General features: G+C 45.7%; 10 protein-coding genes. 4 read left to right on the forward strand and 6 right to left on the reverse strand.

Annotated elements, in window-relative coordinates:
• Window positions 1-619: 619 nt before the first annotated feature.
• The 3 genes from H6F56_RS09960 to H6F56_RS09970 form a co-directional block, all read right to left on the reverse strand.
• Window positions 620-1,255 (reverse strand): J domain-containing protein, encoded by a 636-nt coding sequence (locus tag H6F56_RS09960; protein WP_190667373.1) that lies wholly within the window; start codon window positions 1,253-1,255, stop codon window positions 620-622.
• A gap of 167 nt (window positions 1,256-1,422) precedes the next feature.
• Window positions 1,423-2,019 (reverse strand): ATP-dependent Clp protease proteolytic subunit, encoded by a 597-nt coding sequence (locus H6F56_RS09965; RefSeq protein ID WP_190667375.1) that lies wholly within the window; start codon window positions 2,017-2,019, stop codon window positions 1,423-1,425.
• A 31-nt stretch (window positions 2,020-2,050) separates the two neighbouring features.
• Window positions 2,051-2,737, reverse strand: a complete 687-nt coding sequence (locus tag H6F56_RS09970) for an ATP-dependent Clp protease proteolytic subunit (protein WP_190667376.1) — start codon at window positions 2,735-2,737, stop codon at window positions 2,051-2,053.
• Window positions 2,738-2,977: 240 nt separating this feature from the next.
• Between H6F56_RS09970 and H6F56_RS09975 the strand changes: the two genes are divergently transcribed.
• Window positions 2,978-4,216, forward strand: coding sequence for a vWA domain-containing protein (locus H6F56_RS09975; protein ID WP_190667379.1), 1,239 nt, complete (start codon window positions 2,978-2,980; stop codon window positions 4,214-4,216).
• 307 nt (window positions 4,217-4,523) lie between these two features.
• On the opposite strand, the gene H6F56_RS09980 is transcribed toward H6F56_RS09975, so the two are convergent.
• Window positions 4,524-5,606, reverse strand: coding sequence for a PIN/TRAM domain-containing protein (locus tag H6F56_RS09980; protein ID WP_190667381.1), 1,083 nt, complete (start codon window positions 5,604-5,606; stop codon window positions 4,524-4,526).
• 190 nt (window positions 5,607-5,796) lie between these two features.
• Here H6F56_RS09980 and hemW point away from each other — a divergent pair, with 190 nt between their 5' ends.
• The 3 genes from hemW (at window position 5,797) to H6F56_RS09995 (ending at window position 12,942) form a co-directional block, all read left to right on the forward strand.
• Window positions 5,797-7,107 (forward strand): radical SAM family heme chaperone HemW, encoded by a 1,311-nt coding sequence (gene hemW, locus H6F56_RS09985; protein WP_190667382.1) that lies wholly within the window; start codon window positions 5,797-5,799, stop codon window positions 7,105-7,107.
• A 76-nt stretch (window positions 7,108-7,183) separates the two neighbouring features.
• Window positions 7,184-12,217 (forward strand): PAS domain S-box protein, encoded by a 5,034-nt coding sequence (locus tag H6F56_RS09990; RefSeq protein ID WP_190667384.1) that lies wholly within the window; start codon window positions 7,184-7,186, stop codon window positions 12,215-12,217.
• Entirely contained in the window at window positions 12,214-12,942 is a 729-nt protein-coding gene (locus H6F56_RS09995) for a rhomboid family intramembrane serine protease (protein ID WP_190667386.1), read from the forward strand. Before H6F56_RS09990 ends, H6F56_RS09995 begins: the two co-directional genes overlap by 4 nt.
• A 111-nt stretch (window positions 12,943-13,053) precedes the next feature.
• Here the strand turns inward: H6F56_RS09995 and H6F56_RS10000 are convergent, their stop codons facing one another.
• Together H6F56_RS10000 and H6F56_RS10005 are read right to left on the reverse strand one after the other, a co-directional pair.
• Window positions 13,054-13,422: a methyl-accepting chemotaxis protein gene (locus H6F56_RS10000; protein ID WP_190667388.1), complete on the reverse strand. Its 369-nt coding sequence runs from the start codon at window positions 13,420-13,422 to the stop codon at window positions 13,054-13,056.
• Window positions 13,423-13,467: 45 nt separating this feature from the next.
• The gene (locus H6F56_RS10005) at window positions 13,468-14,913 is read right to left on the reverse strand and encodes a HAMP domain-containing methyl-accepting chemotaxis protein (protein ID WP_190667389.1); all 1,446 of its coding nucleotides are present in this window, start codon (window positions 14,911-14,913) and stop codon (window positions 13,468-13,470) included.
• Window positions 14,914-15,124: the final 211 nt, after the last annotated feature.

Here is a 15,124-nt window from a genome sequence, read left to right on the forward strand (position 1 = left end):
GGTAATCTCACAGGAAAATGGCTCTTTCAAAAGAATGAGTTTCTAAAAAAAGCAAAATAATAAGGGTTAAAAGGCAAATATCTTTCAAACCTGTGGGGGCAAAATGTTCCAGCCTAACTTCATTCGGCGCGATTTGCTGTAAAGCATTTTTGATTAAAAAGCACATACAAACTTAATATCAGGCTCATTCTTTAGATAGAAGTGCCTTCACTCGGCAGGAAGAGGGGTGAGTGAGCCGACTTTGCTAATGTTGAGTATTGTTAAAGAATAAATAACGATAATAGAAGTTTTTACCTAGTGTCATCACTCAATAATTATTGAAGCCGGCATCACGCGTTAAATTCAGTGCCGATGCCTTCTGCACAGCATTTTTTGCCCTGAATGCTCTCAATTTAAGAAAAGAAACTAACAGATGAGCTTGCCGGGTAAAGTAACGCGAAACTCAACATAGATAAGTCGTTCAGATGTTGGATTGCTCAGCCCAGCCTAGATTTTGAAACTGGCAGAAAAACCTTGAAACTTATAAAAATAAGCAAAGTTGAATCTGTGCAGCTGTTAAGCGTTTTAAAGTCGTCAAAAATCTTCAAAGTACAGAAGACCATTGAAATGGCAGTGAACTTCAAAAAATCTTCTCTAGCCGGCGAAAATCTCGTTCCACTTCAGACCACAAAGAACGATTGTGAGGGTCGGTACGGAGGGCTTTTTTCAGATAAACTCTTGCCTTATCGAGCTGTTTCTCCCCAATCAAGTGACGACCCCAGCGCTGATAGGCGATCGCCTGCCATTGCCGCACTTCTGAATCGTAGGGAAGACGTTGCGCTAACCCTTCAACCAGTGCGATCGCACGGGGAAAGCGTTGCGATTTCAGTAAATACTGCAACTGTATGTACGAATTCTCCTTCATCTGCCGCTCAAAGTCTGACAGTTGGTAGTTTTCTTGAAACTTTGGTTCTTTGGGAGGTTCTTTGGGAGTTACTGGGGGTGCCGCCGGCTGCCGGCGTACAGTGACCACCGGCTCTTTTTTAGCTGCCGGTGTTGTTTGCGGCTGCCTCACCACTTCGGGTTCTGGCTTCGCAACTTCTAACAGCACCTTATACGCCTCATGCAGCCGAATAAATTTCTCATGGGCAAATCGGTCGCTGGTATTTACATCCGGGTGATAAAGCCGCGCCAGACGCCGGAAAGACGCCTTCACATCCGCTTGACTCGCTTTTGAAGTCAACCCCAACAGTCGGTAGCAGTCTGCAATGTTCATTCACTTCCACGAAAAAGGCAGAATCTCTCTTTATAAAGATTCTGCCACGCTTATTTATATCTGAGAACAAATCTAACAAGGGCAACCCTTACAGGACTTGTGCTTTTGAGAAACAGGGGGAGAGAGGGAAAAATACAACCGCTCTGACCCCCCCGCCAGCCGGTGTTTTAGGCGGGACGCTCTTCAATGACTCGGTCAATTAAACCGTATTCTTTCGCCTCTTGAGCAGACATGAAATAGTCGCGGTCGGTATCCTTCTCAATTTTAGAGAGGGGTTGGCCGGTTCGCTGTACCATCATGTCATTGAGCTGCTGGCGAGTCCGGATGATCTCTCTGGCTTCAATTTCGATGTCTGAAGCTTGTCCTTGAGCACCGCCAAGGGGTTGGTGGATCATGATCCGTGCGTGGGGAAGTGCGAGTCGCTTCCCTTTGGTGCCGGCAGTGAGGAGGAACGCACCCATTGAGGCTGCCATTCCCACACAAATTGTCACCACATCTGATTTAATGTGCTGCATTGTGTCATAAATCGCCAAGCCGGCTGTTACCGAACCGCCCGGAGAATTGATGTACAAAAGAATATCTTTGCCTTGATCCTCGGAATCTAAATAAAGCATCCGAGCGATGATAGAATTTGCCACTCCATCATTCACTTCTCGACTTAGGAAAATAATTCTTTCCAGAGAAAGGCGAGTGTAGATATCAATCCACTGGGTATAAGGTTGCCCAGGGAGGCGGTAGGGAACTTGAGGAATACCAATGGGCATAGGAGTCTCTTGCTTTTAGCGGGTATACAACTCAGGCTATAGCGGGGACAGGTGTAGGCAGGTCTTTAGAACTTTCTAAAACCCGGTCGATCAAGCCATATTCTCTGGCTTGGTAGGGGGTCATATAGAACATTCTGTCCATATCTTTGGCAATTTTTTCAGCCTGCTGTTCCGTATTTTTTGCGAAAATCTCTACGATTGTCGCTTTATTTGCCAAGACTTCTTTTGCCCGAATTTGAATGTCTGTGGCTTGACCCCGTGTGCGGCTGCGAGCTTGGTGCAGAATGATCGTAGCGTGGGGCAAACTCGCTCTACATCCTTTCGTGCCGGCGGATAAAATCATTGCTGCCGTGCCCATTGCCTGACCCAAACAAATGGTATGAACGGGAGGCTTTATGTAACTAATGGTGTCACAGATAGCAAAGGCTTCTGTTTCAAAACCAATGGAATCTCCACCATACCAAGAAGTGCCGGTAGAGTTGATGTAGATATAAATAGGCTTCTCTGGGTCATCGTATTGCAAATAGAGCAATTGGGCAATAATTAGCTCTGTTACGTCTACCCCTAGCTGATCTTTATACTCATCTGGTGAAACTAGCGGCAGTCCCAGATAAACAATGCGTTCCTTTAATAAAAGGGACGGTAAATCTGGCGGGGGTGTCCTATAGTAGGCATCTCCGTATTGGGTGGATTGAACAGCCTTGATGGGTGAGTTCATTGCTGATGGTTGCCTGAAATGATGACACTATCTCTAACATAGTAGCGTGATGGTGTTAAGGCAGGAGGAACGGTCGAGGAGTAATTTCACTACCGGCAGATGGCATCGTCATTTTCTCGCCCCCTAGCCTATGCTGAGTAGTAATGAGATGGCTCGAAAGCGCTGGCGCTCTGCGTAACGCTAGTATTTGGCTATGATGTCATTCCTATCGGTGTTGAGTTTCGCAGGAACGATTTGATTATGAAAGTAAGTTTGCAACCGGCCTTAAATGATTCTAACGTTGATGCCACTCAGGCAAGCAGCCAGCGTCAGCTATCGATTTCGATCTCTGCGATTGCTGCTGAGATGGATCGCAATGTGCCCCTCAACTTGTGTCTAATTTTGGATCACAGTGGTTCGATGAGTGGGCGACCCCTGGAAACGGTGAAACAGGCAGCGCATCGCCTTGTAGATAGGCTGAATCCGGGTGATCGCCTCTCAGTGGTGGCGTTTGACCACAGGGCTAAAATCATTGTCCCAAATCAGGCGATTGAAGATCGGGGACGGATTAAAAAGCAGATTGATAAACTTCATCCTGAAGGCGGGACGGCGATAGATGAGGGTTTAAAACTGGGGATTGATGAACTAGCTAAAGGTAAAAAAGATAGGATTTCCCAAGCGTTTCTTCTCACAGATGGTGAGAATGAACATGGCGATAATAATCGCTGTTTGAAGCTGGCTCAACTAGCGACTGAGTACAAACTCACGTTGAATACGCTGGGGTTTGGTGATCACTGGAATCAAGATGTTTTGGAAAAGATTTCTGATGCTGCCGGCGGCAATTTGGCTTATATTGAGCGTCCTGATCAAGCGGTAGATGTGTTTAGCCGGCTGTTCAGCCGCATTCAATCGGTGGGACTAACAAATGCTTACCTGCTGCTGTCATTAATGCCGAAGGTGCGCCTCGCGGAACTCAAGCCGATTGCTCAGGTGATCCCCGATGCGATTGAATTGCCGGTGCAGAGAGAGGCTGATCGGATTGTGGTGCGTTTGGGAGACTTGATGAAGGATGCACCGAGAGTAATTTTGGCGAACCTTTACCTTGCTCAACTGGCACAAGGCCGGCAAACGATTGCCAATCTGCAAATCCGTTATGATGACCCTGCTGCCGGTGTTGAAGGTGTGCTCTCAGAAGTGGTGCCGGTGGATGCTAACTTCCAGAGTGTTTACCAGCCGGCAATTAATCCAGAAGTGCAGAAGCACATTCTTGCTTTAGCAAAATACCGGCAAACTCAACTGGCAGAAGCGAAATTACAACAGGGAGATCGAGCCGGTGCCGCTACAATGTTGCAAACGGCTGCAAAAACGGCGCTGCAAATGGGAGATAAAGGTGCAGCGACGGTGTTGCAAAGCAGTGCAACGCAATTGCAATCAGGGGAAGAACTCTCAGAAGCTGATCGCAAGAAAACTCGGATTGTTTCTAAAACTGTTTTGCAATAGGGATGCCGGTGAAAATTTCAGGTCGGTTTTTTTAAGGCAAGGAACGTAAAGGAAATTTTTTCTTTGCGTTCCTTTACTGATTCATTTAGGAATATTTAGTAAAAATAATATCTGCAAGCTTTCAAGATTTGCTCAGGGCCGGCACAGACGAATCGGAAGTTATTTTAATTAACTTATCCTTACCATTTTTTTCACATAAAAAAATTACTGCCCCAGTTTACCGTGTTTAACGCGATATAAAGCTGGGGCAGTTTAATTGTAGTCGGCACAGATTTTCATTTGAAATTTGTGAGCCATTGCCTCCAAATTAGCCAGTAACAGCTGATGCGTGGGGACGGGCAAAAATCATCCGACCGGCAGAGGTTTGCAGTGCGGATGTCACAACGACGCGCAGTTCGCCGCCAATGTGGATGCCGCCTTCTTCAACAACTACCATTGTGCCGTCTTCTAAATAACCCACTCCTTGGGCCGGTTCTTTACCTTCTTTAACGATTTTTAGGTCAATATTATCGCCAGGAAGATAAGTCGGACGCACAGCTTGGGTTAAGTCATTGATATTCAACACCGGCACTTTTTGTACGCTGGCAACTTTACTTAAGTTGTAGTCATTTGTCAGCAAGGTGCCGTTAATTTCTTGTGCCAAACGCACTAATTTAGCATCCACTGTGTTGATATCTTCGTAGTCTGCTGAATGGATCACAATCCGGTCTGGATAAGTTTCCATTAGCCGCTTGAGGATATCCAAACCGCGCCGTCCTCTCACGCGCTTTAAATCGTTAGAAGCATCAGCGACAAGTTGCAATTCCTGTAGCACAAACTGCGGTACAAGAATTTGCCCCTCAAGAAATCCAGTTTCTAGCAGCGGTTCAATGCGACCATCAATAATGCAGCTAGTATCTAAAACTTTAGTTGCCACCGGCTTGAGGGTGCCTTCTGCCATCAGTATGGCTTCCACACTGTTTGGATTGATCAAGCGTAAGAAAGCGCGACCATGACTGTCTGCCAAAGTAACGCCGGTGAAGGCAAACAAGATGCTGCCAACTACAGCCACTAAGGGTTTAATAAAAGCAAACTCACGGGGAATCGGCAGCAAGAAAAGCGGGGCCAGCATTAAGTTGGCGACTAATAAGCCAATGACTAAACCAACCGCACGCGTCAGCAGCATTTCTACCGGCATTTTGCGGATTTGCGTTTCCATCCGCCGATAGGTGGTTTGCGCCGATAAGCCGACGGCAACGCCAATTAGCGCCCCAAAGCCGGTTGTTACCAAACGCAACCCCTCTATGCTCGTTACCTGTTGCATCGTACTGCTAGGAAGCAGTTCTACACCGTAGAAACCGATTCCTGCTACTGCTAGGATGAATGAAAGAATAATGATTGCATCAAGCATCGTTTTGAACCGATAAATTTCGGAGTTAATTTCCAGGGGGGAATGTAGGAGCGAGTAGCTGTTAAACTCATCGCAAAGATAGGATTGGCTTTATTATATCTTTAGAGGTTTTGCATTCTGTTTCCCATTTCCCCCTCAGTAGTAGTAAAGATTCCCGTAACATTTAGCAAATTCTGGTTTTTTACCTCCCTTGAATAGTGCAATAGCTCATACCCCAACGCCTCCCGACTCTTTAACATCAGGTGTTCCGACTGCTGCTTACCTTCACATTCCCTTCTGTCGGCGTCGCTGTTATTACTGCGATTTTCCCGTTTCGATCGTGGGGGATCGCAAAAATGGTGAGAATTCTGGAACAATTCAGCAATATGTTGAGATGCTGTTGCAGGAAGTATACACAACTTCAGAAACTTGTCAACCGCTTCTCCGCTCAAAATCTCTGCCACTAGAGACAATTTTTTTTGGCGGCGGCACTCCCTCTCTGCTTTCAGCCGACCAGATCACGCGTATTTTGGAAGCACTTGACCGGCAGTTTGGCATAGCTACCGGCGCTGAAATTTCGATGGAGATGGACCCAGGAACCTTTACCCTGGAACAACTCGAAGGCTATCGAACGGCTGGGGTCAATCGGGTGAGTTTAGGCGTGCAAGCGTTTCAGGATGAGCTGTTAGGTGTGTGTGGCCGTTCTCATACAGTGTCAGACATTTTAGAAGCGGTGGAAATGCTTCGCCAGGTAGATTTTCAAAATTTCAGTATCGACTTAATTTCTGGGTTGCCGCACCAAAATCTTGATTTGTGGAAAGCTTCGCTAGAAGCGGCGGTGGCAATTTCTCCGGCTCATATTTCAAGTTACGATTTGATCGTTGAGCAAAATACGGCCTTTCATCGCTACTATCAAGCCGGTGTTCAGCCCTTGCCGGGAGATGAAATGGCTGCTCAAATGTACCGGCTAGCACAGCAAATCTTAACCAGTGCCGGTTACAACCATTACGAAATTTCTAATTACGCGAAGCCCGGTTATCAATGCCGGCATAATCGAGTGTACTGGCAAAATCGGCCTTACTTTGGCTTTGGCATGGGGGCAACCAGTTATGTTCAAGGCCGGCGATTTACGAGACCTCGCAAGACGTGGGAATATTATGAATGGCTGCACTCGGAAGGCGCAAAGCAGAATGGGGCAAGCCAAATAGAGGAGGCCGGCACTGAGTCGTTCCAGGATATTCTGCTGGAAACTTTGATGTTGGGGTTACGGCTGGCAGAAGGGTTGAGCTTGTCAGGACTGGCAGAAAAATTTGGCACCGGCACCCTAGAAAAGATTTTGACGTGTTTGCAACCCTATCAACGGCAAGGATGGGTAAAAATCGTAAACCCAGATGGAGTGGCGATCAGCGCTTCCCTTGGACAGAACCTGCCAACATTGGGCCAACTGCGTCTGAGTGACCCGGAAGGATTCTTATTTTCTAATACGATTCTGGCCAGCCTGTTTCGTCAATTTAGTTCTTAATATAAAGCAACTAAATTTTCAACCTTATTTAGACAGAATTTGATTATCCTCAAGAAAGAACTTTCTTGAGTGATTTATGTACGCCCCAGATCATGAGTTATTTCGGCATTTTCTGGAACATCTCCCCTATGCCGTAGCAATGGTAGACCGCCAAATGCGCTATCTGGCAGTCTCTCGACAGTGGGTACAAGTGCATAAACTCGAAGACTCTGATTTAATGAACCGGCAATTTCACGTAGACTTTAGAATGCCGGTTCATTCGCGTGCTGAGTTGCAGGAAAGTCAAGAACACAGTGTCGCCATTCTCTCAGCACCGGCTACAGTTTCGAGTGAAGAATTAGTAGCCGACGCTACAGAAAACTTAAAAAGAGTGAGTCATCCCTGGTACGAAGACAATGGAGAAATTGGAGGAATGATTTTTTCTTTAATTCCCAATAGCTCTTCCCAGGCAAAAGAGAACGAATCATTAAGCGAAAAAGAAGCCTTATTTACCGCCACCTTTGAGCAAGCAGCAGTAGGCATTTCTCATAGCGATCCCCAAGGCCGGTTTATTCGGCTTAACCAGAAATTTTGTGAGATTGTAGGTTACACAGCAGAAGAATTGCAGAGTCTTTGCTGGAGTGATATTACTCATCCCGACGATGTAAAAATTGACCGTGAGCGCGAGCGAGCACTGATTGCCGGTGAAATTACTACTTATTCAATTGAAAAACGCTATATTCACAAACAAGGTTTCTCCATCTGGGTTAACTTAACCGTTTCTTTAATGTGGGATTTTAAGGGAGAGTTAAAGTATGTCATTAAAGTTATTGAGGACATTCAAGATCGTAAAGCAGCCGACGCCAAACTCCACAAAAGCGAAGCCGACTTAAAAGCTGCTCAGCAAATCGCTCATGTCGGCAACTGGGAATTTGATGTCATCAACCAAACAATCAATTGGTCTGATGAAATTTTCCGAATTTACGGGCGCGATCCCAACTTAGGAGTCCCCACTTATTTAGAACTTCGGCAAGCCATTCATCCTGATGATGTGGAATATTGGGAAACCCTGGTAATCGGCGCGATTCGTGAGGGGAAAGCGTATGACTTTGAACATCGGATTCTTCATTCAGATGGAAGTACCCGCTACCTTTACGCTCAGCATCACCCGACGCTAATTGCAGGGCAAGTGGTGCGGTTGTTTGGCACGGTTATGGACATCACCGAGCGCAAAACAGCCCAAATAGCCCTACAACAAGCCAATGAGGAATTAGAGCAGCGAGTTGAAGAACGGACTACAGAATTAAGAAAAACGATTGAACAATTGCAGAGCGAAATTGCCTATCGGCAACAGGCTGAAGCGCAGCTGCGCCAGAGTCAGCGACGCTATAGAACTTTGACAGAATTATTGCCCGTGGGGATTTTTCACACCGACAGTCAAGGGAACTGTGGTTACACCAATGATCGATGGTGCGAAATCTCTGGACTCACGAAAGAAGAATCGTTAGGCAATGGATGGGTAAACGCAATTCATCCTGACGATCAAGCGCCTGTTTTTAGCCAATGGCAACAAGCAATACAACAGAATGTGCCTTTTCAATCAGATTATCGCCTTGCCAAGCCTGATGGCCAAATTGCTTGGGTTATGTCGCAGGCAGTTGCAGAGACGGGGGAAGCCGGCGAGGTTTTGGGTTATGTTGGAGCCATTACAGATATTACCGACCGCGTGCTATCAGAACAAGCACTGCGCAATAGTGAAAGACGGTTTCGGGCAATTTTTGACCAGTCATTCCAGTTTGTGGGGTTGCTGAAACCGGATGGCACGCTCACACAAGCGAACCAGACAGCGCTCGATTTTGCTGGAATAAAGCCGGCAAATGTGATCGGTCAATTGTTTTGGGAAACGCCGTGGTGGAGGCTTTCCACCCAAACGCAAGAACGCTTAAAAGTTTCCATCGCTCAGGCGGCAAGTGGCAAAGTTATCCGCTATGAAGTGAATGCCATCGGTGCTGGAGATCAAGTGATCACGGTTGATTTCTCCCTCAAGCCGGTGTTTGACGAGACGGGAGCGGTTGTTTTGCTCATTGCAGAAGGACGTGACATCAGCAAACAGCAAGCATTAGAGGTGGAACTGGCGCAACAGCAAGGGCTTTTAAATAGCTTGATCGCCAACGCACCTGTTGGCATTGCAATAGTAAACAGTGACTTGTGCTATTTGCAAATTAACGAAACCCTAGCAGAAATTAATGGCGTGCCGGTGGCAGAACATTTCGGCAAAACGGTAAGGGAGGTCTTACCCGAAATCGCACCCATCGTAGAACCAATGTACCGGCAGATTCTGGCAACAGGCGAAGCCATACTCAATCTTGAAATCTGTGGTGAAACGCCCAAAGACCCTGGGGTAACGCGGACGTGGCTGGTTTCTTATATTCCCCTGCTCTCAGAGAATAATATTCCCATTGCAATTGGGCTGATAGTGCTCGAAATTACTGAGCGCATACAAGCAGAAGCTGCACTTGCCCAGAGCGAAGAAAGTCTTCGCAAAATTTTTGATTGCGCTCCCATTGCGATCACTTTATCTGACGCAAACACGAATCAGCTTGTTAAAGTCAATCAGGCTTTGTCTGAGATGTTAGGTTATAGCGAGTCAGAACTTTTGGAGATGTCAGTCGCTCAAATTAGCCATCCAGAAGACATGGTGCGAGAGTTAGAACTAGGTGAGGATATGACAGCCGGCGCTTTGGCAACTTCTCAATTTGAAAAGCGTTTCATCACCAAAAATCAGGAAATCGTCTTAGGCAGTTTAAAAGAAACGCTACTGCGAGATCGGGACGGCAACCCCAGCTATTGGCTAGGCATGGTTGAGAATATTACAGAGCGGAAACGAGCAGAAATTGAATTGCAACAGCAAGCACAACTGCTCGATCAACTCTATGATTCAGTCGTGACAGCCGACCTCATCGGCACCGTGACAAGATGGAACAAGGGCGCTGAGCGAATCTATGGCTACACAGCCGCAGAAGTCATTGGTCAACCAATTAGCTTTCTTTTCCCTGCCGATCAGCATGAGTGCCTGCACAACTTAAGCATTATCTTATTTGAGCAGCAAGGCAGTCATGAAAAGGAATTCAAGGCGATCCGCAAGTCTGGGGAAGTCTTCGATCTGCTTCTATGCGTGTCACTGGAAAGAGACAGTGAGGGAATTGCGATTGGTAGCATAGGTTACGGCATCGACATTACAGAGCGCAAACGCGCCGAAGCGGAACGTCGAGCGACTGCCCAAAAACTTGAATTGATGATTGAGCAAACTCCGCTTGCTGTCCTTGAGTGTACGACAGAGCTAACAGTAATGGCGTGGAACCCAGGAGCTGAGAGAATTTTTGGTTACAGTGCCGATGAAGCAATTGGGCACAGCTTATTCGGACTAATCCTATCAGAAACGACCAGGGAAAACATCGAGCAAATCCGCTCCAGTTTGGTAGCGCTCAAAGGCGGATATCACGCGATTAGCGAACATATAGCAAAAGATGGGAGGGCGCTTATTTGTGAGTGGCATAATACCCCCCTTGCTGATGAGCAAGGTCAAGTTGTGGGAATTATTTCCTTGGGTTTAAATATTACTGAACGCGTACAGACAGAAGAGGCGTTGCGTCTAAGTGAGGCACAATTCCGCACCCTCGCTCAACGGGAGGAACTGATTAACCGGCTCACCAGTCAAATTCGCCAATCTCTCAATCTTTCTGAAATTTTACAAACAACGGTCAATGCAATTCGGGAATTGCTAGAAGCTGAGCAATGTCACTTCAGTTGGTATTGTCCAGAGGGAATTAAGAATGAAGCATTAACGATTAATTCTCCTTGCTGGGAGACAGTTCAGGAATCCAAACTTCCAGAAACACCCAGCCGTTTGGGCGTTTATCTCGCAGGCGATGTCGGTGCGTTCGGACAAAAAATTGTAGACACTGCGGAGGAAATTTGCATTGATGATGTTGACGCGCTTGACGAGTCGGTTTTTCAGCAGTTCTTACGCACTCATGAAATCGCTTCGCTCCTGAGTTTTCCGGTTCACACGCGGGGGGGTGAAGTGGGCGCGATTACTTGCATTCGTTCGTCCCACCCTCGTCCGTGGTGTGATAGTGAACGAGAATTGTTAAGAGCAATTACCGGCCAATTAGCGATTGCAATTGACCAAGCTGGACTTTACGAGCAAACGAGCGTCGCTGCGGCAGTTGCCCAAGCTAAAAGTCTGGAATTAGAACACGCTTTGCGGGAGTTGCAGCAAACTCAATCCCAACTAATTCAAAGCGAAAAAATGTCTTCTCTAGGGCAGTTAGTTGCCGGTGTAGCTCACGAAATTAACAACCCGGTAAGTTTTATCTATGGAAACATCATGCCGGCTCAAGATTACGCACTTGACCTGTTAAAACTTCTTCAACTTTATCAGGAATCTTATCCTCAGCCGCCAGCTAAAATTCAAAATGAAATTACAAAAATTGATTTAGAATTTCTGGCAGAAGATTTGCCGAAATTGCTGGGTTCAATGAAAGTGGGAGCTGAGCGAATTCAAGAAATTGTGCGTTCTTTAAGAAACTTCTCTCGTCTTGATGAAGCGCAGATGAAGGAGGTTAATATCCATGAAGGACTCGACAGCACCTTGATGATTTTGAACAGCCGGCTCAGAGCGAAATCCACTGCTCCTGCTATTGAGGTGATTAAAGAATATGGCAATTTGCCTTTAGTCGAGTGTTATGCCGGCCAACTCAATCAGGTATTTATGAATTTACTCACGAATGCAATAGATGCCTTGGAAGAACGGGACAGCCGAAGCACTTCTTTGCAGCAAAGTCGGCAAATTCGGATTCATACTTCTCTTGATAATAAAAACAAACTCATCATTTCCATTGCTGACAACGGTTGTGGAATTAGTGAGTCCGCACGACAAAAACTTTTTGACCCCTTCTTCACAACAAAACCCATTGGCAAAGGCACAGGTTTGGGCTTAGCAATAAGTTATCAAATTGTGGTTGACAAGCATCAAGGCTCGTTACAATGTATTTCAGAAATTGGTCGAGGCACAGAGTTTATAATAGAAATTCCGACTGATCAGCACCGCCTTGAGAGGAAGTTATGATTCCGATTTCTGATAATCTTCCGAACCGCCGATTTCCACTTGTTACTTACTGGCTGATTGGTTTCACGATTGCTTTATTTTTTTGGGAACTGAAACTAGAAGCCGCAGGAACTTTGAGCGAGTTTCTGCCCAGTTGGGGAATCGTGCCGGCACAGCTGCACACCGTAGCAAAAGCAGCGATAGCAGAGAGAAACCCCGCTGCCTGGTTCATCTTGCTATTTATGTCTTCCCGTTCCCTAATCTGTGGAATTTTTCTCCACGGTAGCTTTAGTCAAATATTAGGAAATTTACTGTTTTTGTGGGTATTTGGTAAAAGAGTAGAAGAGACTTTAGGACATGGGCGGTTTCTGGGATTTTATCTAATGTGTGGAGTTTTAACCGGCATTGTGCAAATTTTGATAGAGCCGGCCCTCTCCGGGCCTTTAGTAGGGGCAAATGGAGCGATTGCCGGAGTTTTAGGTGCTTACCTTCTGAAGTTTCCCAAGGCAAAAATTGACAGTATTTTGCCGCTAGCTGTTGTATTTATTCCAATGGAAATTCCTGCTCTTTTATACCCAATCTGGTGGTTCCTTCAACAGCTATTTTATAGCATTGGCTCATTGGTCGTTGCTGGGGGTGTGAACGCGCAAGGAATCGGTTACTGGGCGCATGGAATCGGTTTAATCATCGGTGTTGGCTTGTTACAAATTATGAAGCCACGTCTATCACAAATAGCCAGTGATTAATTCATTGAATCGCTAATAAATCTGAATATAATTATTCGACCAGTAAGCTAAGTTTATCGATACTGGTTATGTTGACAAAAGGTTTTTTAACAAACCTAATCTTAGTTCCTGTTAAACCTCGTGTTTAAGCTTGACTGCTACCTCATTCAGCTGTCGCAAACCCACTTTCGTTTGATTAATTCCATCAACTGTTTGTTGAGTCGAAAAATTGAGGTTATTCATTGCCTCTACCACTTGTTGAACACTTAAAGAGATTTGTTGAGCGGTCATTGCAATGTTGTTAATGGCAGAAACAATATTTTCAACACTTTTAGTTCCATGTTCAGTCAGCACCACAGCAAAGTTGGTAGCGTGGCGAATTGGCGAGACTAAAGTATTAATTTTTTCAGCAGAGCGTTTGCTTTGATCTGCGAGTTTGCTAATCTCACTTGCCACCAACCCAAAGCCTTTACGGTTTTTTAGCTTTAATTTCATAAACATGGTTTGATTCCTCTAAAACTTCATTGCCTTAAATATTGCTATTCCCTAGACTACCGTTTTGAGTTCCAGCGCAGCTTGATTTAATTTTTGAGTACCAATTCTTGTTTGAGAGATGCCTTCGGCAGTTTCTTTGGCAGCAATGTTGAGAGCGTCCATCGCTTCAACAACCTGCTGAATCGCGGTGAGTTGTTGTTTCGCCATCAGCGAGATTTGTTGGGTGGTAAAGGCGCTGTGGTTAGCAGTATCTGCCAAATCTCTAAAAGCATCTGCCATCTCGTTCACTGTTTTGACACTTTCTTCAACAGTCTTAGTGCTGTTGTCTGTTACCTTAATCGTAGAATTGATAGTAATTTGGATATTTTGGATGAGTGCATTAATTTTTTGGGCGGATTCTTTGCTCTGAGTTGCAAGTTTGCGAATTTCACCGGCAACAATGGCAAAGCCTTTTCCCTGTTCGCCGGCTCGCACTGCTTCAACTGCTGCATTCAGCGCTAACATATTCGTTTGGCCGGCTAGCTCACTCACCAAAGTTGAAATATTCCCGATCTGGTTCATTTGCTCATTCAATAGTAGAATTTGAACCGTTAGTGCTGCGACTTTTTCTTGCAGAGTTGACATCCCCTCCAACGTTTGCACCACCGCTTTAGAACCTTCCTGCGCCCGAACTAATGCCTGCTGTGCGCCGGCAGCAACGGTTGTAGATCGCTCTGCAGATTCCTGGGAGGAAGCGCTTAGTTGAGCCATTGTGGAGGTGGTTTGATTGAGCGAAGCTGCCTGATGCGCTGCAATGCGTTCGTGTTCTTCGGCTGCTGAAGCAATTTGGGTTGAAGCTGAGGCAAGTGTATTAATTGTTTCTTTGAGAGTGCCAATGACAGACTGGCTCAGAAAATAGCCAATGGGAGAGGCGATAATTACAGCTAAGATTAATAGAATAATAAAAAGCTGCCAAATATTTTGATAGATCATGGCGCCTTTGTCTCGTTCCTGTTTGGCCACGCGTAACTGTAAATCACTTAATTGCTGGATCTTGGTAATCAGCGGATCAATCGTGTTATACAGAGGGCCGTCAAATTGATCTAAAGATGAGTTGTCTTCGGTCTGCAATACCTGTTTAAGTTGCTCAATTTCTCTATCGGCTTGATAAAATAAGATTTCGATTTCGCCGGCAAGTTGCGTCTCTTCTGGCATCAACTGGGTCGCTTTGTAAGCAACCCAGTTCTGCTTGATTTTTATCGTGGCTTCATTGACTGAGTTTAGTGCCTGCTCCATTGTCCAGAGACCTGCGTGAGCTTTATTGACGGCATCAATGATGGAAACTCCGTAACTGTCTGAAATCTTTTTCAGCTGTTGCAGAGGAACGATGCGATCATCATAGATCGTTTCCATTTGTCGATCAATCCGCCAGAACGAGTAAAGGGAAACACAGCCGATTCCCACTAACATAATTGCTGGCAATGTCAAGCCCCAATACAGTTTTTTACTTAACTTCATATTTTTAGTTCCTTAAATGTAGGAAGAAAAATAACTATAGCGTTTCTCAAATAGATGAAGTACAGTAACAGCAGTGAGTAAACCAATTAAGAAGTTCCTGAGAGGACACTTGTTGGTAGGCTAGTGTAATCGCTTCATCCAAGGCTCGATAAGTTCTTGCTCCTATCGTCCGCAATATCCCTTTGATTTTTGACCAGCAATTCTCGATGGG

Source organism: Microcoleus sp. FACHB-672, from assembly GCF_014695725.1.
GTDB lineage: Bacteria > Cyanobacteriota > Cyanobacteriia > Cyanobacteriales > Oscillatoriaceae > FACHB-68.